The sequence below is a fragment of the Emticicia sp. W12TSBA100-4 genome, assembly GCF_040253585.1.
Lineage (GTDB): Bacteria > Bacteroidota > Bacteroidia > Cytophagales > Spirosomataceae > Emticicia.
The window spans coordinates 304,652-329,566 of sequence record NZ_JBELAU010000010.1; the positions used below are offsets into that span (position 1 = coordinate 304,652).

General features: G+C 37.7%; 35 protein-coding genes and 1 tRNA gene. 23 read left to right on the forward strand and 13 right to left on the reverse strand.

Features of this window, described 5'->3' with window-relative positions; translation table 11 throughout:
- Positions 1-186 precede the first annotated feature (186 nt).
- The 7 genes from ABR854_RS16715 to ABR854_RS16745 all read left to right on the forward strand — a co-directional run bounded on the left by ABR854_RS16715 (position 187) and on the right by ABR854_RS16745 (position 3,844).
- On the forward strand, positions 187-459 hold the full coding sequence (locus ABR854_RS16715; RefSeq protein ID WP_350266689.1) for a hypothetical protein: 273 nt from the start codon (positions 187-189) through the stop codon (positions 457-459).
- A gap of 32 nt (positions 460-491) precedes the next feature.
- A complete protein-coding gene (locus ABR854_RS16720; RefSeq protein WP_350266691.1) occupies positions 492-671 on the forward strand; it encodes a hypothetical protein in 180 nt (59 codons plus the stop codon).
- Positions 672-759: 88 nt separating this feature from the next.
- Positions 760-921 (forward strand): hypothetical protein, encoded by a 162-nt coding sequence (locus ABR854_RS16725; RefSeq protein ID WP_350266693.1) that lies wholly within the window; start codon positions 760-762, stop codon positions 919-921.
- 96 nt (positions 922-1,017) lie between these two features.
- Entirely contained in the window at positions 1,018-1,521 is a 504-nt protein-coding gene (locus ABR854_RS16730) for a hypothetical protein (RefSeq protein WP_350266695.1), read from the forward strand.
- 17 nt (positions 1,522-1,538) lie between these two features.
- Positions 1,539-1,904, forward strand: coding sequence for a hypothetical protein (locus ABR854_RS16735; protein ID WP_350266697.1), 366 nt, complete (start codon positions 1,539-1,541; stop codon positions 1,902-1,904).
- Between the two features lie 22 nt (positions 1,905-1,926).
- Complete coding sequence (locus ABR854_RS16740; RefSeq protein WP_350266699.1) at positions 1,927-3,126, forward strand: sensor histidine kinase; 1,200 nt, start codon at positions 1,927-1,929, stop codon at positions 3,124-3,126.
- A 25-nt stretch (positions 3,127-3,151) separates the two neighbouring features.
- Entirely contained in the window at positions 3,152-3,844 is a 693-nt protein-coding gene (locus ABR854_RS16745) for a LytR/AlgR family response regulator transcription factor (RefSeq protein WP_064197968.1), read from the forward strand.
- Positions 3,845-3,847: 3 nt separating this feature from the next.
- Here ABR854_RS16745 and ABR854_RS16750 read toward each other — a convergent pair whose 3' ends face one another.
- The 7 genes from ABR854_RS16750 to ABR854_RS16780 form a co-directional block, all read right to left on the reverse strand.
- Positions 3,848-4,366 (reverse strand): hypothetical protein, encoded by a 519-nt coding sequence (locus ABR854_RS16750; protein ID WP_350266701.1) that lies wholly within the window; start codon positions 4,364-4,366, stop codon positions 3,848-3,850.
- A 318-nt stretch (positions 4,367-4,684) separates the two neighbouring features.
- Positions 4,685-5,248 carry a LutC/YkgG family protein gene (locus tag ABR854_RS16755; protein WP_350266703.1) on the reverse strand — a complete coding sequence of 188 codons (564 nt, stop codon included), beginning with the start codon at positions 5,246-5,248 and terminating at the stop codon, positions 4,685-4,687.
- A 49-nt stretch (positions 5,249-5,297) separates the two neighbouring features.
- The gene (locus ABR854_RS16760) at positions 5,298-6,686 is read right to left on the reverse strand and encodes a lactate utilization protein B (RefSeq protein WP_350266705.1); all 1,389 of its coding nucleotides are present in this window, start codon (positions 6,684-6,686) and stop codon (positions 5,298-5,300) included.
- A complete protein-coding gene (locus ABR854_RS16765; protein WP_350266707.1) occupies positions 6,683-7,423 on the reverse strand; it encodes a (Fe-S)-binding protein in 741 nt (246 codons plus the stop codon). Before ABR854_RS16765 ends, ABR854_RS16760 begins: the two co-directional genes overlap by 4 nt.
- A 103-nt stretch (positions 7,424-7,526) precedes the next feature.
- On the reverse strand, positions 7,527-8,804 hold the full coding sequence (locus tag ABR854_RS16770; protein ID WP_350266709.1) for a sugar isomerase: 1,278 nt from the start codon (positions 8,802-8,804) through the stop codon (positions 7,527-7,529).
- A 128-nt stretch (positions 8,805-8,932) separates the two neighbouring features.
- On the reverse strand, positions 8,933-9,586 hold the full coding sequence (pnuC, locus tag ABR854_RS16775; RefSeq protein WP_350266710.1) for a nicotinamide riboside transporter PnuC: 654 nt from the start codon (positions 9,584-9,586) through the stop codon (positions 8,933-8,935).
- Between the two features lies 1 nt (position 9,587).
- Entirely contained in the window at positions 9,588-9,944 is a 357-nt protein-coding gene (locus ABR854_RS16780) for a winged helix-turn-helix transcriptional regulator (protein WP_064197975.1), read from the reverse strand.
- A 117-nt stretch (positions 9,945-10,061) separates the two neighbouring features.
- On the opposite strand from ABR854_RS16780, the gene ABR854_RS16785 reads away from it, so the two are divergent.
- Entirely contained in the window at positions 10,062-10,433 is a 372-nt protein-coding gene (locus ABR854_RS16785; RefSeq protein ID WP_350266713.1) for a DoxX family protein, read from the forward strand.
- A gap of 474 nt (positions 10,434-10,907) precedes the next feature.
- Here the strand turns inward: ABR854_RS16785 and tatC are convergent, their stop codons facing one another.
- The 4 genes from tatC to ABR854_RS16805 all read right to left on the reverse strand — a co-directional run bounded on the left by tatC (position 10,908) and on the right by ABR854_RS16805 (position 15,538).
- Positions 10,908-11,783 carry a twin-arginine translocase subunit TatC gene (gene tatC / locus ABR854_RS16790; protein ID WP_064197977.1) on the reverse strand — a complete coding sequence of 292 codons (876 nt, stop codon included), beginning with the start codon at positions 11,781-11,783 and terminating at the stop codon, positions 10,908-10,910.
- A 95-nt stretch (positions 11,784-11,878) separates the two neighbouring features.
- Positions 11,879-12,481: an OmpH/Skp family outer membrane protein gene (locus ABR854_RS16795; RefSeq protein WP_350266715.1), complete on the reverse strand. Its 603-nt coding sequence runs from the start codon at positions 12,479-12,481 to the stop codon at positions 11,879-11,881.
- A 152-nt stretch (positions 12,482-12,633) separates the two neighbouring features.
- Positions 12,634-12,990 carry a hypothetical protein gene (locus tag ABR854_RS16800; RefSeq protein WP_350266716.1) on the reverse strand — a complete coding sequence of 119 codons (357 nt, stop codon included), beginning with the start codon at positions 12,988-12,990 and terminating at the stop codon, positions 12,634-12,636.
- A gap of 85 nt (positions 12,991-13,075) precedes the next feature.
- Positions 13,076-15,538: a penicillin acylase family protein gene (locus ABR854_RS16805; protein WP_350266717.1), complete on the reverse strand. Its 2,463-nt coding sequence runs from the start codon at positions 15,536-15,538 to the stop codon at positions 13,076-13,078.
- A gap of 131 nt (positions 15,539-15,669) precedes the next feature.
- Between ABR854_RS16805 and ABR854_RS16810 the strand changes: the two genes are divergently transcribed.
- From ABR854_RS16810 to ABR854_RS16820, 3 genes are all read left to right on the forward strand, one after another.
- The gene (locus tag ABR854_RS16810) at positions 15,670-16,167 is read left to right on the forward strand and encodes a rhodanese-like domain-containing protein (RefSeq protein WP_350266718.1); all 498 of its coding nucleotides are present in this window, start codon (positions 15,670-15,672) and stop codon (positions 16,165-16,167) included.
- A gap of 103 nt (positions 16,168-16,270) precedes the next feature.
- A complete protein-coding gene (locus ABR854_RS16815; RefSeq protein WP_350266720.1) occupies positions 16,271-16,855 on the forward strand; it encodes a methyltransferase in 585 nt (194 codons plus the stop codon).
- A 58-nt stretch (positions 16,856-16,913) separates the two neighbouring features.
- Positions 16,914-17,429: an acyl-CoA thioesterase gene (locus ABR854_RS16820; protein ID WP_064197983.1), complete on the forward strand. Its 516-nt coding sequence runs from the start codon at positions 16,914-16,916 to the stop codon at positions 17,427-17,429.
- A gap of 86 nt (positions 17,430-17,515) precedes the next feature.
- Here the strand turns inward: ABR854_RS16820 and ABR854_RS16825 are convergent, their stop codons facing one another.
- Positions 17,516-17,902 (reverse strand): hypothetical protein, encoded by a 387-nt coding sequence (locus ABR854_RS16825; protein WP_350266722.1) that lies wholly within the window; start codon positions 17,900-17,902, stop codon positions 17,516-17,518.
- 111 nt (positions 17,903-18,013) lie between these two features.
- On the opposite strand from ABR854_RS16825, the gene ABR854_RS16830 reads away from it, so the two are divergent.
- Positions 18,014-18,088 (forward strand) — tRNA-Arg (locus tag ABR854_RS16830).
- 72 nt (positions 18,089-18,160) lie between these two features.
- Positions 18,161-19,318, forward strand: a complete 1,158-nt coding sequence (locus ABR854_RS16835; RefSeq protein ID WP_350266723.1) for a site-specific integrase — start codon at positions 18,161-18,163, stop codon at positions 19,316-19,318.
- 371 nt (positions 19,319-19,689) lie between these two features.
- On the opposite strand, the gene ABR854_RS16840 is transcribed toward ABR854_RS16835, so the two are convergent.
- Positions 19,690-19,929: a hypothetical protein gene (locus ABR854_RS16840; RefSeq protein WP_350266724.1), complete on the reverse strand. Its 240-nt coding sequence runs from the start codon at positions 19,927-19,929 to the stop codon at positions 19,690-19,692.
- 133 nt (positions 19,930-20,062) lie between these two features.
- On the opposite strand from ABR854_RS16840, the gene ABR854_RS16845 reads away from it, so the two are divergent.
- The 10 genes from ABR854_RS16845 to ABR854_RS16890 all read left to right on the forward strand — a co-directional run.
- A complete protein-coding gene (locus tag ABR854_RS16845) occupies positions 20,063-20,521 on the forward strand; it encodes a hypothetical protein (RefSeq protein ID WP_350266726.1) in 459 nt (152 codons plus the stop codon).
- Positions 20,518-21,039 carry a hypothetical protein gene (locus ABR854_RS16850; RefSeq protein ID WP_350266727.1) on the forward strand — a complete coding sequence of 174 codons (522 nt, stop codon included), beginning with the start codon at positions 20,518-20,520 and terminating at the stop codon, positions 21,037-21,039. Before ABR854_RS16845 ends, ABR854_RS16850 begins: the two co-directional genes overlap by 4 nt.
- Complete coding sequence (locus tag ABR854_RS16855; protein WP_350266729.1) at positions 21,039-21,842, forward strand: hypothetical protein; 804 nt, start codon at positions 21,039-21,041, stop codon at positions 21,840-21,842. Before ABR854_RS16850 ends, ABR854_RS16855 begins: the two co-directional genes overlap by 1 nt.
- A gap of 34 nt (positions 21,843-21,876) precedes the next feature.
- A complete protein-coding gene (locus tag ABR854_RS16860; protein WP_350266731.1) occupies positions 21,877-22,548 on the forward strand; it encodes a hypothetical protein in 672 nt (223 codons plus the stop codon).
- 53 nt (positions 22,549-22,601) lie between these two features.
- The gene (locus tag ABR854_RS16865; protein ID WP_350266733.1) at positions 22,602-22,835 is read left to right on the forward strand and encodes a hypothetical protein; all 234 of its coding nucleotides are present in this window, start codon (positions 22,602-22,604) and stop codon (positions 22,833-22,835) included.
- A 12-nt stretch (positions 22,836-22,847) separates the two neighbouring features.
- Positions 22,848-23,516: a hypothetical protein gene (locus ABR854_RS16870; protein ID WP_350266735.1), complete on the forward strand. Its 669-nt coding sequence runs from the start codon at positions 22,848-22,850 to the stop codon at positions 23,514-23,516.
- Entirely contained in the window at positions 23,500-23,667 is a 168-nt protein-coding gene (locus tag ABR854_RS16875) for a hypothetical protein (protein WP_350266737.1), read from the forward strand. The genes ABR854_RS16870 and ABR854_RS16875 overlap by 17 nt, the downstream gene beginning before the upstream one ends.
- Positions 23,667-24,086: a hypothetical protein gene (locus ABR854_RS16880; RefSeq protein WP_350266738.1), complete on the forward strand. Its 420-nt coding sequence runs from the start codon at positions 23,667-23,669 to the stop codon at positions 24,084-24,086. Before ABR854_RS16875 ends, ABR854_RS16880 begins: the two co-directional genes overlap by 1 nt.
- Positions 24,086-24,619, forward strand: a complete 534-nt coding sequence (locus ABR854_RS16885) for a lysozyme (protein ID WP_350266740.1) — start codon at positions 24,086-24,088, stop codon at positions 24,617-24,619. The genes ABR854_RS16880 and ABR854_RS16885 overlap by 1 nt, the downstream gene beginning before the upstream one ends.
- A 2-nt stretch (positions 24,620-24,621) precedes the next feature.
- Positions 24,622-24,915: hypothetical protein (locus ABR854_RS16890; protein WP_350266742.1), on the forward strand; the 294-nt coding region annotated here is incomplete at its 3' end.

A 24,915-nucleotide genomic window follows, 5' to 3' on the forward strand; every position in this document is an offset into this window, starting at 1 on the left:
TTCAAAACTCATGATTCAGCAATCATGAGTTTTTTTATTTCCCATGGTTTCAATATTTCATCACACGGTTCTGTGAGTTGGTCACATCTGTTTTCTACACTGTTTTTGGTGCTATATCTTTGAATCATCAAAACAGAAACAATTATTAAACAACTCAAAAAATGCGGTTCACCGCCCAACAAAATTATGAAAACGAAATCACTTTTATTTGCCGCTTTAGTTTCAATCTCATTCGCCACTGCTTCTTGCCAAAAAGAAGAAAATATTATGCCCAATGTTGGTTATTATTCAAGTAATAAAAATCCAAGTACAACCATAAGTATTGATGGCAAAGAGACAGATGCAGAAGGGAATGTAATTTTAGAAACACAGAATCATGAAAATGTAGCAAAATCGAATCAACCAAAATCTACTATACCGACCAATATCATGCAAATTGATAGCGATGATGTAAAGTAAAATTTGGACACTTACCTAAATAAACAAAAGACATGAAAAAGTTTGAAATTATCAGAGTATCAGATTGGTGGTCAACTGATTCGTTAATCGAAAAAGCAGAAAATGTAGCTAACCAAAAAAGCCAAGAAGGCTACGAAATCGTCAGTATTTCATTTGGCTTTAGTGTTTGGATGAAAGTATCAGCCTACATCACCATCACAAAGCCGTGGTAGTTCATCCCACATTTCGGGGAGTTCATCACAACGTTTTTTATGAAAAAGCTATTTTAAACAAATTTGAATCATTAAAAAATTTACTGTAATGAGATATTTAACACTCAACATCAATCCAAACACCCGAATCGACATCGACAATAGTATTTGGGGAAAAGAAACAATCAAATATAATGACGAGATAGTTTCAGAGAAAAGTTCATTCTGGGGGCAATTCATAACTTTGAAAAGTCCGAAAATGGAGAATTAGCAAAATATGAAGTTCGTGTAGGCCTGAATATGTTTAAGGGCGTGACTTTCGATATTTTTAGAAATAATCAAGCAATTCTTTTAAATTAAGCATACTATGAAATGGCTTAAAGACAATTCGGAAACAAATTATGTACTAAAACATAACGACGAGGTTATTCTAAAAATGCACTTTGACTATGACAAAAAAGGATTAAAAGCAAAGTGCCAAAGTATTTCTAACACATTTGTTATTGAAACTGAAAGTTTTTGGAAAAGCAATATTCTCATTAAAGAAAATGAAATCATTATTGCCAAAACTACGACAGATAAATGGTACAGCAGCCTCAGCACTTTGGAAATAAATGGACAAAAAATCAAGTTCAAGTTTCGAAATAATCCATTAACAGAAATAGTATTTTTTACTGAAGCCGAAGAAAATCTACTGCTTTCTTGTGGCTTAAAACCCGATAAAAAAGGTATGACCGAAACAGTAATAAATTTAGGGGACACACTTATCGGAAATCCGATAAACCCTTATCTATTAGCTATTTGTTGGTACATTTTCAAGCCTATTGCCGAAGAAAACACCGTAGATACTCTTACATTGATAATTTCATAAATATCAAATTTTAGAATATGGAAACCACTACAAAACAAGATAAACTACTTTTCTTCGGAATCACGTTTGCTGCACTGGCGGCTTTTATATTCATTATCAATTACGTAAATCCGATTACAGGTTTTGGATTAATATACATTTTTCTTTTGGCCGCCTTGATGGCAGGCATCATTACTTTTTTGAAATATGACTTTACTAAAATATCGTCAAAGTATAAAAGCATCAATCCGAATCTAATTTCAGGCATTATTTGGAGTACTTTGGCAATAATGAAATGGGTAAAGTATTTCAATAAAGATACTTTCGACTGGGTTATCGCTTCATTATTTACAATTGTTGCCATTATCAATTGGGTAGGCTTTTTTAGAAAATCTGATAAATAAGCTACTAAATCCACACTATGACATGGAAAAAAGCCTTAATTTCGCCTCAAAACCAATTAATCGACCAATGGAGTTTTCGTTTGGACATATTTTTACTAAAGCATACTGGAAAGAAACAATTATTCCTTTCGCAAAAAAACATTGGATAATCATCTTGGCAGTTCTGACAGCAATAAGTGTGGCTCATACGATTTGGTATTTCACTACTGTTAAGACCCTACCCGAACTTGTTACTAAATTTCAATCATTAGAATTAGCAAGAAAAGGGACTAAACTCAAGGTAAATGCTTTTTGGTACAAATTAGGGTATCTGTATGGAGCCATTCTAAAATCTAAAAGTTTTATTTTTAGTTTAGTAGGTACCACTATCCTAATTGCCGAATTCAACTTTCAATTTTTATTCAAAAACCTATTCGTTGACGAAGGTCGTAAAGGCAAGTTTTTTTACTTCTTAGTATTGCTATTTTTCTATTTTTTTATTCTAATAATCTTGCTTAGCACTTTTGGAGTAAAAGCAGAACCTCTTGGTTTACATACATTTATTACGAATGTCTGGATTGGCTTTTCGGTCATTTATTCAGTTATTCAATACGTTTCAGAGTCGCATAAAAGATTGCGAGAAATGGCGATTCAGAAAACAAAAGTTGAGCTTTCGGCCTTAAAAGCTCAAATAAACCCGCATTTTTTGTTTAATGTGCTAAATAATCTCTACGGAACGGCTATCGTAGAAGATAGCCCAAAAACCGCCGAAGGAATCCAACAGCTTTCGAGCATCATGCGACACGTAGTTGAAGGAACAAAAAACGAACGAATCTCTGCTGAAAAAGAAGTACAGTTTCTGTACGATTTTGTGGAATTGAATAAAATGAGGATTCCGAAACGAGACAATATTAGAATCAATATCAACATCGACTGGGATGAGCAACCAACCCAAATTGCTCCGCTTTTGGTGATACCGTACATCGAAAATGCCTTCAAATATGGCATCAGTATTACACAGGAAAGTTTTATCGACCTCAATTTTAAGATAAAAGACCAGAAACTCAGTTTTTCGTGCCGAAATAGCATCATTAAGCAATTTGATAAACTCGAAGTTGGTACTTCAACAGGTTTGGAAAACACCAAACGCCGCCTTATGTTAAACTATCCGCACAAACATTCATTGAAAATTTCTAATGAAAATAATATTTTTGAAGTAGCTTTGGAAGTGAATTTGAAGTAGTTTTACACGCAACCAACCACCTAAAATGCTAAAAGCAATTGCCATCGATGACGAGCCAATGGCTCTGGAAGTAATCAAAGCCCATGCCAAAAAAGTAACGTTTCTTGATTTGCAAGAAACCTTCGTTAGTGCTATGGAAGCACTTGATTTCTTGAAGAAGAATCCTTGTGATTTGGTTTTTCTCGACATCAATATGCCAGATATTACTGGCCTTGATTTCTCGCAGCTTTTACCACAAAATACATCGGTTATTTTCACAACGGCATATTCTCAATATGCAGTAGATGCCTTCAATATCAATGCACTTGATTATCTGCTCAAGCCGATTGATTTTAGTAGATTTATGAAAGCCTGCCAGAAAGCGTATGAGAATATCAACGAAGAAGCTCCAAAAATCCCATATTTATTTGTAAAAGATGGCTATGATTTGGTGAGAATTAGCATCGAAAACTTACTTTTTGTCGAATCTGAAGGTAATTATCTGACTTTTAAGGAATCGGATAAAAAGACCGTCACTCGCATGACTATGACCGAAGCCATTGAAATGCTTCCAAAGTCTGACTTTTTCAGAGTACATAAATCATTTGTGATTAATCTCAACCACGTCAAAAAAATCGAGCGTCATCAAGTTTGGGTAGGCACAGAAGCAGTTCCAATCGCCGCCAATTATCGTGATGATTTGATGGAAGTTTTGAAGAAAATTTGGATGGTGAAATAAATCCTAAAGGTGTTCTTTTCCTTTAAAAGCATAGAATCGTAGAATGTGATTTACGATTAGAAACTCACCGAAAGTATTGATGACTCTTATGAACATATAGGTGAGTTCATAAACTCGTGCTTCTGGTGGCAGAATATAATATAAATCGGCTGTAACCGTAAAAAACAAGCCCACAAGAAAGAATATTCTAATTTTGAATTGATGAATCCTAAGTTGAATTCCAACAAGAAGAAAGACCATTATTCCTACCCAATAGAAATTAAAAGAAAACATGGACGTTCTCGGGTGAAGATTCAGAAGATACAAGAAAAATACTCCCCCAGTTAGGCCTAAAATGGGTAGAAGTGCGTTCTTGGTGTAGGATAAAGCAAATTTTTTAACGCCCATTTCAAAGAAAACCCAAACCAATATAAATCTTAAAATCGGTTGGACATAAGAATAAACGACATCAAATTCTTTTTCATCAACAATAATAAACGAAGAAAGTCCGATACAGAAAAGTCCTCCGTAGCAAACAGCCAATAACACTAAAGGTTTATGAAAGTTTTTTAAAATCTTGGAGAAAATATATACAAATAAAAAAAAGTAGTCGAATTGAAATAGGAATAGAGCCAGCAATCTATCCATTTGATTTTTTAGTTCGTTAGGCTCAATCTTTATAAAAAAGTAGATATTGACTAAAAGAACCGATGTAAAGAACATGCGGGTAAACCTTTCGCTCATTTGAAGGATTCTTTAATGTTATCAGTAAAGTAAATCTAATATACCTACAAATAAGAGTCCAAATCATGATGCGAGTCATAAACTTAGTAAGCGGTAGTGTTTGAAAGTCGATTGGCTTCAATAAATCAACACCATCATACTTCTTGCTCCGTGAGCCCCAATAACTAAAGATTGTTCAATATCGGCAGTTTTTGATGGCCCAGCTATAAAAACGCCATAGTTACCTACATCTTCAAGTTTATTGTAGGCTTGCTGCATGTTGGCAACGATATTGTTTTTGTCAAGCACTAAAACCAAATGTTGGGTAATAAACGGCAAGGCACGGTTGAGCATGTTGCTCTCAGGCACCCAAATGGTACCGTTTTCGGCAACACCAATTTCTCCTTGAATTACTGCTAAATCGACTTGTTCTAAAATCTCTTTAGTTGTATCAAGATTTACGGCAACGTTTGCTTTGACAATATCAGAGGCCACATTTTTTAAATCGCTGTAATACTTGTCGATAGCTGCTTGACAATCAGTTTTTGAAGCCACTTCTATGGCTCTACCACCGATACCTTCCAATACAGTTTTGAATCGCTCAATGCTTCCATCACCTTCAAAGATTGGCACATTTGGCAATGTAGTCAAGGCTGGTTTATTGCTGGCGATGCTATTTAATATTTTTTCTCTGCTGGTCACAAGTAGATATTAGTTATTTGGTAATTAGTTATTGGTATTTTATGAGGTTTTATTTCCTATTTTCCTCATACCATTCCTTAAAACTCTGCTTTGGAGCGTCGGGTAATTCTCTTGCTTTTGCCCATGGATTCATGCTTTGATTATGCGTGAGTCCATGCGGTAAAATCCGCAAAGCTCCACGAGCCAATTTTCCACTCAAATCATACACTTTCGGCATCGAAAGCACTTTTGCCATACCTTTCATACCCCATTTTTTTGTCGTAGAAAGTTCATTTGCTTGACCAACAATTTGTCGCCATTTATAAAGTTGAACGTGAATATCAATCTTTACAGGGCAAACATATGAACACGAACCACAAAGCGTAGAGGCAAAAGGCAAACTTTTATGTTTGTGTAAATCAATATTAGGAGAAAGAATTGCACCAATTGGGCCAGGAACGGTAAAATCATAACTATGCCCGCCACTTCGGCGATAAACTGGACAAGTATTCATACAAGCCCCACAACGGATACACTTCAATGAATTTCTGAAATCGGCTCTGCCGAGTTGTTGGGTTCGGCCATTATCCACAATCACGATGTGCATTTCTTTGCCTTCGGCTGGCTTTGTGAAATGCGAAGTATAAGTTGTAATCGGTTGACCAGTAGCACTTCTGGCAAGCAATCGAGTATAAACTGATAAATGAAGAAGCTTTGGAATAATCTTTTCTATACCCATGCAAGCAATGTGAACTTTTGCCAAATTTACGCCTAAATCGGCATTCCCTTCGTTGGTACAAACCACAAAACTACCAGTTTCGGCAATTGCAAAGTTTACGCCTGTAAGAGCCACGTCGGCCGCTACAAATTTTTCTCTTAGATGCTGACGAGCCGCTTCGGTCAGAACTTGAGGGTCTTTTTCGCCTTTAGTTGTACCAAGATGTTCATGGAAAGTTTCGCCAACATCTTCTTTTTTTAGGTGAATAGCGGGCAATACAATATGGCTTGGTGGCTCGTTTCTAAACTGTACGATGCGTTCGCCCAAGTCTGTATCTACTACATCAATATTATTTTTTTCGAGAAAACCATTCAAATGGCATTCTTCGGTAAGCATTGATTTGCTTTTCACCAAACGAGGATTTCTTCCTTCAACTTTGCACGAGTTTTTGATAATCTCCATCACAATTTGATTGTGCTCGGCGGCATCTGCAGCCCAATGCACTTTTACGCCATTTTTTATGGCATTCTGCTCAAATTCGATGAGGTAATTATCAAGATTGCTCAGTGTATGGTCTTTGATTTCGGACGCAAGAGTGCGTAAATCTTGAAATTCGGGAATTGGATAAACCGCTTTATCTCGTTTCTGACGCACAAACCAAAGCGTTTCATCGTGCCAAGTCGTACGCTCAAAATCTTTATTGAAAGCTTCGGCTAATTTTGGGTGATTTTGGTGGTTCATGGTTGATTTCCGTTCAAAATTTCGGCTATGTGCATTACTTTTATTGGTGCGTTTTGGCGTTTTACAATGCCTTCGAGGTGCATTAAACATGATACATCACCCCCTGTCAAAACCTTCGTTCCGTTGCGAAGGTGGTCAGCGATTCGGTCTTTTCCCATACGTGCCGAAACTGCTTCTTCGGTTACACAAAACATTCCGCCAAAGCCACAACATTCGTCGTTTCGGTCGAGCTCTGTGAGCTCGATGCTTTTTAGTTTACGAAGTAATTTTGAAATTTGTCCATCTCTCACACTTGTAATTTCGGAAGCATTGGCCTGGCGAAGTCCACGCTGACCGTGACAACTCAAATGCAAACCAACTTTATGTGGGAAATTGACAGGAATTTCTTCTATTTTTAGCACATTTTCAATAAAATCGACTAATTCATACACCGACTTTCTGACTCTCTGAACGGCGGGCGTTTGCTCTATTATATCATAATGTTTTTTGATATGATAAGTGCAGCTTCCCGAAGGTGTAACGATATAATCAAACTCTGAAAATGTATTAACAAAATGTTCGTAAACATCTTTAGAATCTTGCTCGCAACCACCATTGGCCATCGGTTGTCCACAGCACGTTTGTTTCATCGGAAACACTACATCCACACCCAATTTTTCCAATAATTGCAAGGTTGCTACACCCACATTCGGATAAAATTGGTCAACGTAACAAGGTATAAATAGGGCTACTTTCATATTTTTAAGGTCTAAAGGTCTGTACCGAAGGTCTGACCTTTTTATTTCATGTTGAAATTTATCTCTATAACAATACGGTCAGACCTTCGGTACAGACCGAAACTTACAGCCCCGTAGCCACGCTAAAGCCTCTTTTATTAACTAAACCACTTCTAATTTGTGCTCCACGAAAAGTGGCAATTGGGTCGATTGCTCCACCTGCTTGGCGACTTGCCTCTGCTACCAAAGCTCTTGCATCAGTCAAGAAAGTATCACGCAATAACTCTTCGGCACGCAACACATCGTTGTTTTCTTGGGCATCGGCCAGTGCTACTCTATCAACTAAAAGTGCTTTTGTGTAAGTCGTCAGAATTGCATTTACCGACTGCAATAAATCTTCGATTGGGTCTTTTGTGTTGTGACTCGCATCAATCATCCATGCCAATGGCGGATTTTTTACGCTTGGGTCTTGCATTCCATCAACCAATTCATTGAAAATCAAGAAGAATTGGTAAGGTTTGATGCTTCCCGTTGTCAAATCATCATCGCCGTACATTGAACCATTGAAGTGGAACCCACCGAGACGACCGAAATGCATCAAGCGTCCAACAATTTGTTCGATGTTAGTGTTTGGCAAATGGTGGCCTAAATCTACCAAAACTTGAGCATTTTTTCCCACCGTTTGGCAAAGCGAATACGAAGTTCCCCAATCAGGAATCACCATTGAGTAGAAATGCGGTTCGTAAGGCTTGTATTCAATTAACATCGTCCAATCGTCGGGCATTGATTTATAAATACTCGATAATGAATCGCTTGTGCGTTGGTAGGCACTTCTCATGTGAGATTGTCCAGGGAAGTTTGAGCCATCGGCCAACCAAACTGTAAGTACTTTAGAATCAAGCATTTTGCCGTATTCAACGCACTGAATATTGTGTTCGATGGCCAAATCACGCACTTCGCTTTTGGTGTGCGAAAGCGAGCCAAATTTATAAGAATATGGTTGGTCTTTTTGGTCTTGAAAAGTATTAGAGTTTACCGAGTCAATCGTCAAATCATTAGCTTTCAATAATTGTTTGATAGCATTGGCATCCGATGGAATATCCCACGGAATATGCAACGAAATCGAGTTTGATGAACGATTTAACTGGTGAATCAGACCTACATCTTCAATTTTTTCTTCTAAATTTCTTGGTTCACCACCATTAGGGAAACGCCCGAAGCGAGTTCCGCCCGTACCCAAAGCCCAACTTGGAATGGCTACTTGAAAAGCTTTAATTTTATCAATAACTATTTGAATATCAATGCCTTTACGGTCGAGGAGTTCGGTCAAATATGCCAATCTAAACTGGTGGTCGGCCTGTAATTTTTCGTTATGTTGTTGAATAATATCGCTACTGAGCATCTTAGTCAATGATTAATGTTGAATGATAAATGTTTAATTCGGTGCTACGTTTTACTAATTCTTTAAAAAAACAGATGCAATTTTCTATTTAAAAAATTATAAAACTATCCTGTACTTGCCTGTTGATCTTACATAGTTTTTCTATACTCTTTTGTCCAGTTAATTGCTCCGAAAAGTGCAATTACGCAGAAAATAGCATACAATAATGAATATAACTTCACCTCTTTCACAAAATACATGTAAGTACTTATGATGTCAATGGCCAGCCACATCCACCATGCTTCTACTTTTTTTCTGATGAGTAAAAATGTAGCAAAAATACTCATGACAGTCGTGAAAGAATCCATGTACGGAAATGCACTTGGTTTACTAAAAAGTTGCGGAATTAGTTCGCTCAAATTCTTGGCAAAAGTACCAAGTAAATAAGTGCAAATTAAGCCAGTTAATGAATATATGCCGAATTGTTTCAGAGATAACTGACTGATTTTTAATTCATTCTTCAGATTGGCTTTTTGTGCTTTCGGAAATTTCCATTGCCAAAAACCAATGATATTTGTAATGAAAAAGAAAATTTGTAAAAACATATCTGGGTAAAGCTGAATCTGATAAAACATCATAAACGCCAACATGACATTTATCAAGCCTAACACCCAACTCCACACATTTTCACGTACCGACAAAATGACCGCCACCAAACCCGTAAGCGTTGCGTAGAATTCGAGGTGACTCATTTTTACGCCCAAAAAATCAAAAAGTATATTATTTATATCGAAGAAGTTCATTTTAATGTCCCATTATTTGTTTACGGTGTTCAAGACCCCAATTTCGAAGTTCGCTTATCATTTTTTCGAGCGATTTCCCATGCTCTGTAATCGCATACTCAACCGTCGGTGGAAAAGTATCATGCACAGTTCGTTTGACCAACTGATTCATTTCTAAATCTTTCAATTCTTTAGAAAGCATTTTATCGGTAATGCCGTTGATGTCTTTCGAGATTTGTTTAAATCGTTTCGCTCCGAAAGTTAATGAAAGAATAATTGGCAACTTCCATTTTCCATTCAATATTTCTAAAGCATCCCGCACAGGTACAATCATTTTTGTACATTCTTCTGGGTTGTGTATTTGCTTAGATTCTGTCATAATTCTATCATTTTGCTATTGCTATCCTCAACGATAGCACTATCCTTTAGTATAGTACTATCTTTTGTAAAGCAAATATAAATAAGTTTGCAGAAATATTCTAAATTAAAGTTAAAAATGAAAAAAGACAAAATTATTTATTGGGTTAGTACTGGAATTATCGGAGCGATGATGATTTTTAGCGGATATGCTTATTTTACAAATCCTCAAATTGCAGATTCTTTCAAACACATTGGTTTTCCAGATTTCTTTAGAGTTGAACTTGGAACAGCTAAGATTATTGGTGCATTAGTGCTACTTATTCCACAAATTCCAAGCAAGGTCAAAGAATGGGCTTATGCTGGCTTTATCATTACTTTTATTTCGGCTGCAATTGCCCATATCAATATCGGCGATCCAACTTCGGCTATTATACCTCCGCTTGTTATGTTGGTGGTTTTACTCGTTTCTAATTTTTATTTTTCAAAAATACAAACGGTTATTGCTTGATAGTCAGTAAGTTATATCAATAAACAAGTATCATCAAGTTTTTCATTGGTGACACTTGTTTGTTGTTTAATTTGAGTTTGGGATTATGAAGTTTTCATAAAATATTTATAATCAATGACTTGAAAATAGAGAAATACTAAGTAGGAGTTAAGTATCGACGGTCGGCCGCTGCTGTAGAAAATATGACTACTCTACCTCTCAAGCTCCTCTGGAGCAAATTTTACTTACTTTAAAGTATTGCCAAACCGCTTATATCTTAGGCTATTACGGAGTTGTAGAGTAAATGGTTTGATAGGTTTGGACAAAGTCTAAAATCAATTTAAGCTTACAGTAATAAAAGACCAAATTTATAAAACTCTCTTTCTCAAATGTACTCGCAAAAAAAACAGTAGTAACTCACGCTACTACTGTTTTAATATTATTTTCACTTCTTCAAATTATATGTTTTTTAAGGAGGTATGTATCTTCAAATAATCAATCCTTAATTCCTGCCGCCTTCTCTTCAGCTAATTTTCGTTTTTCTTCTCTTGCTGAAATAACAATACTTATTTCATACAAAATATAGAGTGGGAAAGCTACCAAAATCTGACTTGTTACGTCAGGTGATGGTGTGATAATGGCCGCCACAACTAAGATAACCACCACTGCGTGTTTGCGGTAAGTACGCATAAACTCTGGCCCGATTACTCCGATTTTTGTCAGAACAAAAATGGCTACTGGTAGCTGAAATGCCACACCACAAGCCAATGTAAGGGTTGCCAAGATTGAGATATACGAACCAATATCAAACTGATTTTTGATACTTGGGTCAATCTGGAAATTAACTAAAAAGTTGATAGCCAGCGGTGAAACAATAAAGTAACCAAAAAATACTCCCGAAAAGAATAAGAATGTTACATAAAAAACAGCTCCACGGGCAGATTTACTTTCTGTAGGTTTTAAGCCAGGCTTTACAAATCGCCAAATCTCCCAGAATACATAAGGAAATGCAAAAACTAAACCGATGATTGCCGCTGAAGTAAGAGCCATTACAAACTGTCCCGAAACTTCACGACTCATTAGTTCAAATTTGAGTTCGCTCACACAAAGCCCTGGAGCTCCAACTAAGTCGGCCAGTTTACACATCATTCTGTAAGTCCAGAAATCAACTTTTGCGGGACCCAAAATGACTTTATTATAAATATCGCCGATGAAAACAAAGGCAATAACCATAAATAAAGCTATTGAAATTGCCGCACGGATTAAATGCCAACGAAGTTCTTCGAGGTGGTCAAGAAAACCCATTTCTTTGCCTTCTGATTCCTTTTCTTCGTCGTCGTAATCAAAATAGGGTGTTTGGTCTAAAGGCATTTTGCTTAGAAATGAAGTCGATAGACTACTGTCAACAATAATATTATATCTAAAAACTGTGGACTGTGGTCTATCGACTGTGGACTAATTAATAATTATTTACTTGCAGTTGTATCAACTTTTACTTTGCCTGATTTTTTATCGTCTGCGTATTTTTTGTTCAAACCTTCCAAAACGGCTTTCGTGATGTCTAAATCTTCTTTGGCAAATAATACACCACCACCTTTCGAGTAGCCGATTACCATATCGTACTTATCACCAGCGTTGAATTCTTTCAAGAATGATTGAATGTTGTTTAATACATCTTCAGTTTTCTTCGCATCTTCTTTTGCTAAATCTTGAGCTGCTTTATCACGGTATGCCATGATTGATTGCTCTTCTTGTTGTAATTGAGCCTGAGCTGTTTGTCCTTGCTCTTGCGTCATGCCACCTTGTTGTACTTTTTGTTGGAAGAAAGCTACTTTATTTTGGAAATTTTTGGCTTTGTTTGAAATATCAGTTTCAAGGCGGAAACGCTTATTTTCAGAAGATTTCACGACGTCTTTATAGTAATCGTATTGGTTTAAAAGTGTGTCAGTATTTACATAAACAATACGACCGGCCACTTGCTTGCCACCAGATGTTGCTGTAGAAGCAGATTTGTCACAACCCCAGATAATTACTGAAAGTAAAAGAACTACAATAGAAAGATTTTTCATGAGAAATTAAATTAGTAAACAAGCTAAGGAGTAAATGACAGTTGAATCTTTGACTCAGAAAGCTATTCGTGATGTTTTTTTAATGGTTTTTGAATAAATAAAGTTCGCAAATATAAAAAAATCCCCCCGATTCGGAGGGATTTTCAAGAGTTTTATTTGAAAAGCTGCCTAAAATGGTAGCCAGCCGTAGCCGATAGGCCTGCTACTTGTGAGCCAATGATAGCCATAATCGTAAAAAATGTTGGAACAACAGGTAGATTTTTCAAGAATTTGATGTTTTCAGAGAATAAGCCACCAATTTTTTGCACGATGATTCCGTCGTTATTGGAATTTAAAAAAGTAGCATAACCCACCCAAAGTGTGGCAATAGCCCCAGCGGCAGCGGCATACGCTCCGAAAGCGGTTTCTGATTTCCAAGCACCGATGGCAAACGCAATGGGTGCAATCACCCACCACGGTAAAAAATATTGTGCAACTGCACTGACGATTAATATGATAATGTAGTTCATTAGAGTTCTGAGTTTAGAGTGCTGAGTGCTGAGTTCAGAATTCTGAGACGAACACAACTCAGAACTCTAAACTCAGAATTCAGAACTATTTTTTACTTATTTTAACTGTTCCCGAAATACGGTTGCTTTTTTCATCTTTCGATTTCATGAAAAGTAGCTCATTGAGTTCGCCTTTAGCCCATTTATCAATCATGTTGTCGTAGAATGGACTTGCAGGGTTGCCCGACTGTCCACCTGGGTAAAGTCCGTAAGCTTTTGGCCAGCCTTTGTCAAGTTGAACAACCATTCTCCACGATGGACCGTTGAGTTCGGTCGTGGCATTCACGATTCCTGCACCACCACCATTCGGAATATCTTGGCGGCCAAAACCCGGCAAACGTCCTAAATGATTGATGTCCGTACTTTTTACTTTATTCCATGCCCAAGTTTCTGGGTTCATCGGGCCAAGTTTCTGTGTCAAAGAGTCGATACTTGCTTTGAAACTTAGTTTTACCACATCTTGAAGTGTTTCTTGTTTGTTTTTAGTCGAAACGTTATCAAACCACTTTGCAGTTGGCTCTTTCACAACCATATCCCACATTCGGTTGCGTGAAGGGTAAGTCATCGGAGCTTTGAGGTCTTTCATCGGGAACTCATCATCAAAAACTGTGTACCGAAGCTCTTTTATCCAACGCTCAAAAATGGTTGCACCTACTTCGTTGGCATCATTTTTCATATTCCATTTTGCCAAGGTTTGGTAAGCAGGATTTTTGTTTTCTGATGAATCGGCATTCAAAATTTTCATCAAAACTGGTAAAATTCTACGAGCTTCTACATTAAAGTTATCATTTTGTAGCATTCTTAGGCTATCAATGGTGGCTTTTTGCATTCTTTCGAGACGTTCATTGATTCTAATCGCACGCTCGCTCGGGGCAAATCTCCAACCTAAATAATAAGGATAAGTTGGGTCAGCCGAAAACTGATTAGCCGAACTCACAAAACCTCTCGGAGGATTTTTCACGGTCGGATTTTGGTCAACAGGAATCCAACCTTGCCAATCGTGGGCAGGATTTGAGCCATCCATGATAAACTTGCCTTGTTCTTTCCATTTCAAAGGCAATTTTCCGTTTGGTGTAATCGAAATATCATTTTGGTTACTCGCAAAAACAAAATTTTGGGCAGGGGCAACGTAATAAGTCAATGCTTTGCGATAATCATCGTAGTTTTTTGCACGATTTAGGTAATAAAAGGCCATCAAATCAGTGCCTTCTTTTTCGTGTGCAACCCAACGCATGGCGTGTCCGACAGGTACGTTTTGATTGAAGTTTTTATCAGAAGCTGCATTATAAACAATTGGGCCATGATGCGTGCTATAAACCGTATCTTTCAGAGATTCGGGGCGACCTTTTACCACAAATTCTTCGATTCGCATTGTAGTATGTTTCCATGCACCATTGTACCAATATTCTTTTTTAGTATTGTCTTTAAACTTAATTTGGTAAAAATCCATTACATCAGAGCCAACATTGGTTACGCCCCAAGCCACGTCTTTATTGAAACCAATCACAACTCCAGGAGCTCCAGGCAAGCAAGCACCGTAAACATTCATGGTTGGGGTACAAAGTTGCATTTGATACCAAATCGAAGGTAAAGTAAGCTGCAAATGTGGGTCATTGGCCAAAATAGGCAAGCCAGTAGCCGATTTTTCGCCACCAACAGCCCAGTTATTACTACCAATTTCGGGCGAATGTTGCGGCACATCAAACGCCACAGTTTTGCTGGTAGATAAGGTGGCAGTTGTTTGAGCAGGTACTGCTGGCACTGGTACAGGCGTAAAATTCCATTTTGTGCCAGTCGGAATTATTGGAGATTCGTTGCTCGGGTAATTCGGAAATAAATCTTTCACAACTTCCATTCCGTATTTTGAAAGAGCATTCGACATACGGAAATCATCGCTGCCACCGTTTAGCACATTACGCATATTCATCATCATAAGAATGGTTTTGTACGGCGACCATTCTTCAGGTTGATACCCAATGATTTTGTATTCGACAGGAAGGTTTTTGTATTTGAGTTGCTTGATATACGCATTTACGCCCGCAGCGTAAGCATTTAGCACTTCATCAAAAATTTTATTGGTTTTGCCGTTTTCATAGACTTTTTTTGCGGCATCAGCCATGCCCATTCGGCGGCTATAGCGGTCGAGTTCTAAGGCACGCTCGCCTACAACTTCGGCTAATCGACCAGAGGCAGCGAGTGTGTAGAACTCCATTTGCCAGAGTCGGTCACGAGCCATGAGGTAGCCTTGTGTAAAATAAACGTCGTGGTCATTTTTGGCAAAAACGTGCGGTACTCGGTTATCGTCGAACACTACATTTACTTCGTCTTGCACGCCATCGAGTTGGAGGTCGGTCGGAGGGAGGTCGAGTTTTGATTCTCCGTTTTGCCAAAAACCCTCGAATGGACTAAATAGCCTGCCAAGAGCGGGAACTGCTCCGAGTGGACGGTTTAACGCATAAGTCAAACCAGCCGCAGCTAAGAGACTTATGATAAATTTTACGAATTTCATTGAATTGGTTAAGGATGTTTAGAAGTTTAACGATTGCGAAAGTAGAAAAAAAGCATGAATATTTTATTTTTTAATGAGTTTTTAGGACTTTTTTGTGAAAAAGTCTGTTATCTATCAAAAAAATTATACTAATGAATCGATTCCTTTTCTTGATTTTTATTATGTTTTTATCGAAAACAACCAATGCACAAGTAAAAAGTAAAGCTTTTGATAGCTTATTGAATGTAATGGTCACAAAATCGGTTCCGATGGTTGGTTGTGAAGATATTAAGAAAATGAAAAACGTGGTGCTGCTTGATACCCGTGAAAAACGAGAATATGAAGTGAGCCACCTAAAAGATGCTCGTTGGGTGGGTTTTGATAAGTTTGATATGAAAAATGTTTCCTCGATTCCGAAAGACGCTAATATTGTAGTTTACTGCTCGATTGGAGTGAGAAGTGGCAAAATTGGTGAAAAATTAATACAGGCAGGCTATAAAAACGTCCATAATTTTTATGGAAGCATCTTCGAATGGGTCAATCAAGGAAACCCAGTTTATGACATGGCAGGAAAACCCACCAATAAAATTCACGGCTATAACTGGAAATGGGGCGTCTGGTGCAACAAGGGTGAAAAAGTTTATGAGTAAAAGACTTCTTTTATATAGCATTGCATAATTAAGTGCTTCAAAACTGAGCAAAAGGCGTTTTTTTGCGAAATATTTAGTTGTTTTGCAGAAAAATCAAAAATCTATGCTCAACGACCAATATTGGAGCGAACGCTACGCAAAATCACAAACAGGTTGGGATGTAGGCAATGTTAGCCCAGCTCTGAAAGCTTACTTCGACCAGCTAAGCACTCAATCAATTTCAATTTTGATTCCAGGCTGCGGAAACGCTTATGAGGCTGAATATTTGCTTCAACAGGGGTTTACAGATGTTATACTGATAGATATTTCGGGCGTTTTAGTGCTGAATTTGCAAGAAAAACTCAAAGATTATATTGAGAAAGGAGTTTGTCGAGTCATTCATCAAGATTTTTTTGAACATTCGGGTAGCTATGATTTAATAGTTGAACAAACATTTTTCTGTGCCATTGACCCAACCTTACGCCCCAAATACGCAGAAAAAATGAGCGAGTTACTCAAACCGACTGGACATTTAGTTGGTTTATTGTTCGACCGTGAATTTGTGGGTGGACCTCCATTTGGTGGAACAAAAGAAGAATATATTCCTTATTTCAGTCCATATTTTGATTTAAAAACTATCGAAAGATGCACCAATTCAATACCGCCACGGGCTGGCAGTGAGCTATTTATCAATCTTAAAAAATACTAAAAAATCGGGTTGAGTTTCATTCTCAATTATCCATTTTTAATTATTCATTAACAATAAAATGCCAAAACCAAAGAAAGCAAACGAATCATTGACGGTAATGACCGAAATGATTTTCCCGAATGATACCAACACACTTGGAAATCTGATGGGAGGAAATTTAATGAGATTACTCGACATTGCGGGGGCAATAGCTGCCCAAAAACATTGTAACCGAATAGTAGTGACTGCTTCGGTTGATAATGTCCAATTTAAAGAAGCCATTCCTCTCGGAAGTGTCGTTACGTTACAGTCAAAAGTCACACGTGCTTTCAATTCTTCAATGGAAGTTGTGGTCGAGGTTTGGGCTGAAAATATTCCTGCGGGAACAAAGGTAAATACAAATAAAGCTTTTTTGACATTTGTGGCAGTTGACCAAACTGGTCGCCCAATTGAGGTACCACCAGTTGAGCCAGAAACTGATGAAGAAAAGGAATTTTATGCAGGAGCGTTGCGTCGTCGCCAATTGAGACTTGTGCTTGCTGGGAGAATGAAGCCAGAAGAGGCCGTAGAGTTGAAAGAGATATTTATGGTATAAATGCCTTTTGAGCAGTTATTTAAAAAGAAAAAGACGAGTAGAAATGCTCGTCTTTTTTGCGTTACAAACCCTAAAACTTAAATATATCAATAAGTGCCACGACGACGGTCACGGCGATCTTCTTTTCGGTCTCGTACGTTTTCAGCCTTATCTTTTCGGTCTTCACGTCTATCTCTTACATCCTCCTTTGCGTCACGTACGTCTTCTTTTGCATCACGAATATCCTCCAGTCTATCTTTTCTTCCACCATTATGGCGAGCATCTCTGATGTCTTCTTTGGCATCTCGTATATCTTCGGCACGGTCACGGCGGTCTTCTGCTTTGTCTTTTCGGTCTTCTCGTTTATCACGCACATCTTCACGACGGTCACGAATATCTTCACGACGGTCACGGCGACCTTGTGCATTGGCATCAATATGTGAAAAAGTAATTAATGCAAGAGCGAATCCGAGTAATTTGATTGAGGTTTTCATGGCTAAACTTTGTTTTAAGATGAATAGTTTTTCTGGCTTTGTATTGTTTGGATGAATAAGAGTCGAAAAGGTTTAAAATGAAGCAGAAATTTTTTGTAACTTTGCACAAAGGTTCCCGTAGTTCAATGGATAGAATTTTAGATTCCGGTTCTGACGATGGGGGTTCGAATCCCTTCGGGAACACCAAGACGGATGTACTTAGCTATGTATCAGCTAATTACGTCCGTTTATTGTTTCAAACATTCTCAAACTTTTGCTATGAAATATAAACTAAAATTATTGCCAAATAATCAACGTATCCGTAACGGTGTGGCATCAATCAGATTTTATGTTTCGGCAAACGGTGGCCATGACTACATAAATACTGGTGTATCTTGGAGCGTTGAAGATATAGACACCGAAAATTGTGTACTTATTCGTGGTTCGGCCAGTCAGAAACAGCACAACGAAGCCACCGAAAAAATAAATAATCTACTATCAAAAATCAATAAAGTATTTGAGCGTGACCCAAACACACAGGCGAAGGAGGTTAAACATAAACTCGAAGAAAAAAACGCAACTACTGATTTCATAAAATATTCAATCAACAAGGCATTTTCAAGACAGCAGACCAAAGAAATAACTTATAGCACCTATCAAACACAAATAGCATCAATCAATAAGGTGCAGGAGTATTGCAAGGTTTTGCCGTTCAACAAAATATCAGTTGAATGGCTTGAAGGTTGGAAAGCGTTCTTGATAGGTCTCGGACATGAAAGAAACACCGTTTGGTCGAGACTGAAAGATATTAGAACGTACATGAATTTGGCTCGTAAAGAAAAGATAGTTTTTGAGTATCCTTTCGGTGGCCAGTTCAAAATGCCCAAAGTAGAAAACAGGATTGAGTTTTTGTTTGAAAATGAATTTCAAGCAATCAAAAACTATTATTTCTCCGACCTACCGACAAACCCCGAAAAGGTTGTTTTAAGGGCTTTTTTGTTTGCTTGTTATACTTCGCTAAGGATTTCGGATATTACGGCCATACGTGGCAAAAACATAAAAAATGGTAACATTGACTTTGAGCCAATCAAAGGAAAGTTTTCAGAAACTAAGAATATAAAGCGTTTAATCATACCTATTCACGAAGTAGCTTTAAATTTAATCGGTGACGTAAAGAAAGATACTCTTATTTTCTTCGATTTGCCAGCCGAACAAAAAATAAATGTACGATTAAAGCAAATTGCAAAAAAGTTGAATATCGCTAAAGATATTACCTTTCATTACTCCCGTCACACATTCGCTACAAGGTTTCTCGCTCATGGTGGGAGCGTGGAAACTTTACAAGAAATTATGGGACATGAAAAGATAGAAACAACCATGATTTACGTACACGTAGAACCCTCCCGAAAGGCCAGTCAAATAAACCTACTCTCGTAAACAACAAACCAAAGAATATTTTGTATGCAGACGTACGGACGGACGGATAGATATATCCCTATATATGGGTTTTCGTCCGTCCGTCCGTCGTTCTCACCAAATAATATTTTGTTTTTCTTGTGTTTTTCACCTAAAAACCAAATTTCTTGTTTTTGTTTTTTAGGCATCGGACGGACGGATATTTAGGCACTAAAAAATTAGTATTTAAGGACGGACGGACGGATGAAATCCCTTATATATAAATATCCGTCCGTCTGTCTGTATATATATGCGTAGATAGATGCTTATTTGTGCAGATAAAAATTGAAATCAGAAAAACTACCTAAAAAACCACCGAAATAACCAATTTTAAACCACAATAAAACCACCGATTAAACCGCACTATTTAGGGTACGATATAGCTTAACAAATTCTACTATGCTATTCGTGTTTATTAGTGCGAGTAATTCTATATAGTTTTCTCCCAAAACTTCACAGTAATCAGCCAGTGAAACCAAATTAGTATTGGTAAGTTTCTTTTCTTTCTTCACTTTTTGAATACGTCTTGCAGCCGTTTGCGAACCAATAGACCGAACACGAACCAAGTCTTTTGCAGATATGTATGTTATCATTTTAGTACTGGATTAACATTTATTAACCAAATATACAAAGAAAATAGGTAATATACTATCAGTTAGCATAGATTTGTATCAACAAGTGCAGGCAAAAACCTAAACAATTAAACATTCAGTATCATGTAAAACAATGGCAAAACCCAACAAAATAGCTTTTTTAATCGGTGCAGGCTTGTCACTATATTGGCTCAATAGTTCTGCCAGTGTTGGCAGTTTTACTAAAGAATCAGTAACGAAAGACGTGGACAACCTTTCTGATACAATCGAAAATACTTTTACATCGGTTCTATCAGATTTACAGGCTCAAAAAGTAGCTATTCAGATTCAACAATCTACAAAGCCCTATGAAAGCCTATTTACTCGGTCTTGGCTAAATGTAGTACAGATTGAAATTGAAAACCAACTCGGTACAGATTTGACATTTGAAAAAATGCAACTCATTCAAACCGAACTGCAAAACGTCTTTAAAAATTCGCTTATGCAGAAACGCAGCTACCTAAGCAGCTATTTCAAAAGTCGAAAGTACACAATTACGCAAGAGGTTTCGGCCATTGAATTAAATCTTAAAAACGTATCGAAGTATCTATGAATAAGGCAGGGAAATATCTAATAGGTGGCACGGTGGCACTGGTGGCAGTACAGGCCGTCAGAAAGGGCGTTGCAGCATCGAAGGCCGTACCGAAATTCTTGTTTCCTCGAAACTTCAAAATTAAGAATTGGTTTTTGTCGTTTGATATGCCTTTCAGAATCGTAAACACCGATACAACCGCCTACACAGTGCAATCATTGGGCGGTCGAATCAACTACGATGCAGGAAAAGCAGGTGTTTATGAATTTGGCTCGTACAGTATCGCTCAACCAATAACGGTAAAGCCTAACAATTCGGACGTTTACACGGCACAGTTTAACACCTATTTGCCCGATACTATCAGTTGCTTGCGTGCAATGTTGCCAGTAATAGCCAAACCTTTAAATTTTCGCATAGTCGGAAATGTGTCTTTTTTGGCAATCCCGATTCCATACGACCAACCTTTGCAATTTTCGCTACCTACGCCAGTCGTGGCAGCAATTAAAACAGTCTTAAATCTTTTCAAAAATAAAAATTAATGGCAGGACTAAATGCAATGGGCTACACCAAAGAGCAATGGAGAGCCTTATCACGAAAAGAAAGAACAAAAGCATCTTTTCAGCTTTTCAAACGAAACGTTGTACCTGCACTTTTGGGCGGTTCTTTGGGTGCAAGCGTACTATCAAAAGACCCTCAATTTCGCAAACTCGGTGCAGTAGTGACTGCAATCGGTGTAAGTGGTGCAGTTACTAAAATTGACCCAACCAATTTTGCAGGCAGTTTCGCAGCCTTGAAAGCAAAAGGAGCAAACCTTTTAAACTTCAAAAAACCACTTACAAATGACCAAAAAAACGGGTTGAGAATACTTGGCGAACAGGGCGTATTAAAATCTGTATTAGGATTTAAGACAGCAGGAAAAGCCGAAATTAAAACCGAAAACGGAGAAAACTACGAACTGGAATATGACGGCTGGGGACAAGTAACAACTGAAATAGCTGAAGCAAAGGGAATTCCACAAGATTCAGCCGCAGAAATTGCCCAAATCGTAGCTTCACAACCCGCCAGTAAATCTCCACAGGTGAAAACATTCCTAAAGAAACTTTGGGAAGGTGTATATACAAACTTACCTCAAATTATTGCAACCATGCAAAATAGCGGTTTGGACGTTCCTGATGATTCTGATTTATATACCGACCAATGGGACGGCACAGGTGATTTACCACCCGAATCGCCACCACCAACTGACCCCGAAAAGGATAAAAAAATCTTAGGCATATCTCAAAACACTTTTGTAGGTGGTTTAGGTTTGGCCGCACTCGGTTACGCACTTTTCAAAAAGTAATAAATTTTTGTATTCATAAATCAATCAAATAACAATGGCAACAAAATTAAGAGCCTTGACAAACATCGGGACGCACAACCCGTCTTTGAATAACATTCATATTGCAATTGTGCAAGAAGCAAGCGTACCAAGCCTTAACGGCCGTTTGGCAGCCTTTGCAATCGACAGCAAAACAGGAACTGCACCAAATGAAGTGTATAAAATCAATTTGCAACCTCAAAAGTATTTGAGTGATGCAGTTTTGATTTCAAAAACTTCAACGTTCCCGGAAGAGCTTCTTTCTGAAATCTTGACACTTGAAGAAGCAAATTCTTTGGGTATCATTGAAACATTTGCACAACTGAAAGCAGAGGTTTGGGCAAACGACATTACAGCTTTTAAAGTTGTAGGTTTCCAACAAAAAGGATTTGGAGAAATTTTGGGCGGTGGCGTAACAGCTAACGAAGTAGAAGGTTTGCTCAATTATGACATCAATGATGATGGTATCATTGGAGCGTTGACCAAAATCAACAACAAACTTGATACACCTGCACCACAAGCAAACGGTTTCTTGCCTTTCTTAGATGGTATCTTGCCAAAGGCTTACACCGACTGGGCAGCCGAAAACCCTAATGCAGATATTGCAGTCAAAGTTGTAGGAGTTGGCGTACTTGGCAATGTGATAACTGGTGGCAAGTTATTCAAAGCGTTAAAAAAGGTGTTTTAACCACCTTCTTTTTCAACCAAAATTGATTCTAAAAACACTTTAATTTTTATACAATGGGACTTTTAAATGACATCGCAAAAGGCTTAGGTTTTGGAAGCGAACCCAAAAAAGGACGCAAAAAAAACCTCAAAAAGCCAAAGGCAAACGCAACCAAAAAACAGCTTGAAACATACGTAAAAAAACGCAGTAAACAACTGAAAGATAAGGTTGAAAAAGAGGAATTGAAGCAGGCAGCAGAAATGTTGTACAATGCTACTCCCGAAAGTTTGATGAAGAAAAAACGCTAAAATCACTTTCAAATGAAAGAACAAATTTTAGACTGGTATAAGTCGATGGGCTTTAATTATTGGAAAATTGAAAATTCTAACTTAAAGTCCATCGCCTCGATGCCAGTACAATCAGATGGAAAAAACACAGACCCGAACGGAGAAAGATTGTTGAAAGAACTAACAAGGCTTGAAACAATGAAATCTAACGGAGTTTACACTATTCATGCAGCCCCAAAAAATGGGACAGCATACAACGTGCAAACTTTTACGGTAGGCAACCCCGACACAACCCCAACAATGCAGGCGTTTTCTACTCCCAAGGCAACCAACCCAAGTTTATACGGTTTTGAAATGGCAATGTTACTTGGCAAAACCCAAACCGAATTGGCAATTCAACCTTTACAGATGCAGTTATTGCAAAAAGAAAAGGAACTGGAAGACTTAAAGAAAAAGCCAGTAGAAGATGAAGGCTTAGGTTTTGGAAAACTAATCGGTGCAGCATTTAAAGAAGCAGCACCCGAAGTCGTTAAACAGATTTTACCCAACATGATTAAGGGCGTTTTCGACCTTGCAAATACAAGTGTAAGTTTTAGAAATTTACTTGAAAAAGTAGCCGCAAACGAAACCGTACAGCAAGGTATTATGCAGGCAACAGAGCAATATTTTAAAAACAATTTGAAAGATGGAAATCCAGACTAAAACACAGGAATTACAAGAACTTTTACTAAAACACATAGGAGAAGAAAAAAGCATTGAAGTACTTGATATTTTGATAGATAAGTTGAAAAACAAACCCGAAAGTATCGTACCAAAGCTGAAAATGACCTCCATGTTAAAAATGATTTTATAATGGCTTTATACAGATTAGACCAACTTTTAGGAAAGGCTTTTTTTGTAACAAAAGACGTGGTTCTCAGACGTTCTTCAAACGACAACGGACGTGTTTTTTATACAGCAAAGAAAGGGCAGCCAATAGGACGTTTGCAATCTTGGGTTTCACCCAATGCAAACCGTGATAAATACTGGTTAGAGTTCGATGATGTTTACGGAATACCTTTTTACGTACCAATGGAATCGAATTTATTCAGCCTTTCAAAGTTAATAGAACAAGGTGCAATATCTGTAAAAGAACAAATTGAACTCGACAAGAAAAAAGAAGAAGACAGCAAAAAGGATGGTTTCGACAAAGCGAAAGATATTGCAAACATCGCATTGATTGGTGTCGGAATTTGGGCAGGTGTAACAGTACTTAAAACTATCAAATCATAATGGCAATCAAAAGACTGGACAGCGTAGGCCGTAAGTTCCTACAAGACCGTGAAGGTCTTCGATTAACAGCCTACAACAATGGTGATAAGTGGACTATTGGCTATGGCAATACATACTACAAGGACGGCACACCCGTAAAGCGTGGTGATAAAATCACACAGGCACAGGCCGAAACACTTTTCAATGACATATTAGTCGAGTTTGAAAATGACGTTTCAAAACTGGTTATACCTGCACAACTTACGCAAAATCAATTTAATTCGCTGGTTTCTTATTCGTACAATCGTGGCTCGTATCGTTTCGCAAATACCAAATTGCTTGATATGGTAATAGCGAACCCAAACAACCCCAATATTAGAAAACAATTCGAGATTGAATGGGGAACAGCAACGAAATTCAAAACAGCCTTAATCAATCGAAGAAAACTTGAAGCGGAGTTGTATTTTACTGGTGGTTCGGCATCGCAAACAGCATCGGCCAGTACTTGGCTATTTGGAGCATTATTTTTAGGGGCAATTTTATCAAAAAAATAGATATGGCAAAGAAACTTTTAAAACTTGGAATTATTGGTGGCTTAGGTTATGCAGGCCTTTCATTATTGGGCAAAGAACCCCAAAAATCTGATACACAACAAAATACATTAGGTTTTTTGGGCGAAAACAAACCCACAGATGAAGTAAAACAATTAATCAAGGAGGCGATTAGTGGAGATAAAAACCTTCAAAAAATATTGAGAGGTAATGACGGCTCAAGCATAAAAGGAGACAAAGGGGACAAAGGAGACCAAGGAATACAAGGAATACAAGGTATTCAGGGTATTCAAGGGTTA